4 protein-coding genes are annotated in these 2,621 nt (G+C 31.2%); all 4 read right to left on the reverse strand.

Going from position 1 to position 2,621, the window contains the following annotated elements:
- Positions 1–233: 233 nt before the first annotated feature.
- The 4 genes from ACIR131C_RS26910 to ACIR131C_RS25755 all read right to left on the reverse strand — a co-directional run bounded on the left by ACIR131C_RS26910 (position 234) and on the right by ACIR131C_RS25755 (position 2,527).
- Positions 234–614 (reverse strand): DNA cytosine methyltransferase, encoded by a 381-nt coding sequence (locus ACIR131C_RS26910; RefSeq protein WP_231395493.1) that lies wholly within the window; start codon positions 612–614, stop codon positions 234–236.
- A gap of 266 nt (positions 615–880) precedes the next feature.
- The gene (locus tag ACIR131C_RS26915; RefSeq protein ID WP_231395494.1) at positions 881–1,585 is read right to left on the reverse strand and encodes a DNA cytosine methyltransferase; all 705 of its coding nucleotides are present in this window, start codon (positions 1,583–1,585) and stop codon (positions 881–883) included.
- A 159-nt stretch (positions 1,586–1,744) separates the two neighbouring features.
- Positions 1,745–2,272 (reverse strand): cold shock domain-containing protein, encoded by a 528-nt coding sequence (locus tag ACIR131C_RS0118010; RefSeq protein ID WP_028091315.1) that lies wholly within the window; start codon positions 2,270–2,272, stop codon positions 1,745–1,747.
- A 99-nt stretch (positions 2,273–2,371) separates the two neighbouring features.
- Complete coding sequence (locus ACIR131C_RS25755) at positions 2,372–2,527, reverse strand: type II toxin-antitoxin system HicB family antitoxin (protein WP_155963182.1); 156 nt, start codon at positions 2,525–2,527, stop codon at positions 2,372–2,374.
- Between the last annotated feature and the right edge of the window lie 94 nt (positions 2,528–2,621).

Below are 2,621 nucleotides of genomic sequence, written 5' to 3' on the forward strand. Positions count from 1 at the left end.
TTATACTATCTTCTTTTTTTTACTTCGTCTCTTCGTGGTTAAATCACCCCGTAGGTTGGGTTGACGACAGGAAACCCAACATCAACCAATAATACAGCAGTTTGGGAAGGTATGAGGTACACATTTTGCTCGCACCACAAGAGTTTGATTATTCCAGATTGTACCTCATTTGAATGAAATTTGCTGTAAATATGTTAGGTTGCATTTCATTTAACCTAACCTACAAACTAATATTAATTTTCAAAGATACCAGTATCAATAATAGCTTTGCACAATTTATCAATGACCGGGACTGAAACACTATTTCCAATTAGTTTCATCCATCTTGCTCTAGACTCTGGTAATTTAAAATCATGGGGAAATCCCTGTATTAAACAGGCTTCGCTTTTAGTAATTTTTCTAAATTCTCTTGGTTCATAAACTTCTTTGATGAATTTGTTTTTAAAATCATAGCGAATTTCCACACACTCAATAATATGCTTTTGTTTGAGAGAATCAATTGTTTTTTGGATTGATATTTTTTCTAATTTAAACACTTTTTGGATTTTTAAATTATCAATTATTATTTCTCCATTATTAGTAAATGAAAGTAGTATTTCTTCATCTTTGGTCAAACTCTTAATATCATTTTAAATATTAGACTGTATGATCATAAAACGATATTCTTCTGATTTAAAAATTTCTAATGCTACAAGTTCATCAATTTCTGCTTGTGTAATTGATGAATCTAGACATTGAAAATGTTGTAATGATAATGGGTTTCCGTCTAATTGTCCGTAATTGCTTTTACGTCTGTTTTTAAGTAGTAATAAACAAATATTTTTCTGTCTTGGAGTAGTTTCAATAATATCCCATGAGTGTATTGTGGTATGACCATTTCTTAGGTCATTAAATAAAAATAATCATTAAATCCATTGGTATGTGAAAGACTCATACTTTTAGAAGAAATAATATTACCAAATATGTCCCTCTCAATAACCTGGTTATCTATTTTTTGCTCTGATATAATACCTAATATATCGCCAAGTTTTCGTTTTATATCTATTGGTTTTGGTAAATTGAATTTTTGTAAATACTCTTGTTCCTGAAATCCAATTATATATACACGAATCCTATTTTGTGGTATACCATAATCAAAAGAGTTAATAATAAAATATTTAGCATAATATCCTGCTTTTGCTATTCTTTCTAGGATGTATGCTAAAGATTTTTTATTCCGAGGATCAACTAATCCTTTGACATTTTCAAAGATAAATGCTTTTGGTTGTGATTGTTGTAGTAAATAAATTGTATCGTTCCATAATTGTCCTCTATCATCATCAAAACCTAGATTTTTACCTGCAATTGACCAACTTTGACAAGGAACTCCAGCAGTTAATAAATCATGGGGTGGTAATTCTTTAATTTTGGTAATATCTCCTAAGTTATAACTAGGTTCAATTTCAAAGTTATCACAATATGTATTTATAGCATCTTGGTTTATTTCGCTAAATCCTAAACAATGACCACCATTGTTACTTAATGCCATTTTAAATCCACCAATTCCCGCAAACAGGTCAATAAAAGTAAATCTTATATTCTCCATTTTATGTCTCTTATTCTCAATCAATTATTTTAAAAATCCTGCTTCAAAATCTTTCTTTTTATAATCTTCTTTTTTCCTAAAAACACATATTTTGTAGGTTGGGTTGAGGAACGAAACCCAACATTAACGAATAATAAATGTGTTGGGTTACGAAAAATTTTATTTTGGTGCTTTACGCCAACCATTAGCCAAGGCTTCTGACTCTTGACAAAACCATTTCTCTCCCTTGCTTGGATCAATTACTGTTGATTCATAATCTTCAGAGCCAGGAATGTGATAAAACTTACGACCAGTGTTTATAGAAATATTACCTTTGATTTTACATCCTGGTTTAGTAAACGATGTGATTGGAGTTGGAGAACGGCTACCTCTAAATTCCGTTGCCAAAATAACACAACCAACAGCAACAGTAATCCCGATCAGTTTTTTCATAAGACTACCTTTTTTTACCTTTTGGTATTTTCTCACAGGTAGAGATGGAACTCCATCAATTGATGCTTTAGTGGCGCGAAGTTTTCCATCTGAGGCTGTTGTTAATTCGTACAGGATTGTATCACCTACTTTTGGACGACGACTTGCCCCCTTTATTTCACTGATATGAAGGAAAATTTCTTTACCTCCATCACTAGGTTGTATAAATCCAAAACCCCTGTTATCTTTCCATTGTGTAATCACACCTTTACACATAACATCTTCTCACATACTTCTAAGATCAAGATTGGGTTGACGTATGTTACCCAACATTAATCAATAATAATACATAAGTTGGGTTGCATTTCATTTAACCTACAAACTCAGCAACTTTTCTAATAGCAGGAATATTATTGGAATATTATTATGGTCAAATTCGTGATATAAGTCCAATAAATTCTCTTGGAGTTCTTCTAAGCAATTTCCTTGAGTCCAATAATCAGGATATTCTTCTAAGTAAGCGATAAACATATCCTTGTCTTGCGAATAAATATATTTTTTTTAGTGATTGTTTCCATGATCATCTCAACCTATAAGTAAAGGCTTGATCTAATTATATCAGATT

This window comes from Dolichospermum circinale AWQC131C, assembly GCF_000426905.1.
Lineage (GTDB): Bacteria > Cyanobacteriota > Cyanobacteriia > Cyanobacteriales > Nostocaceae > Dolichospermum > Dolichospermum circinale.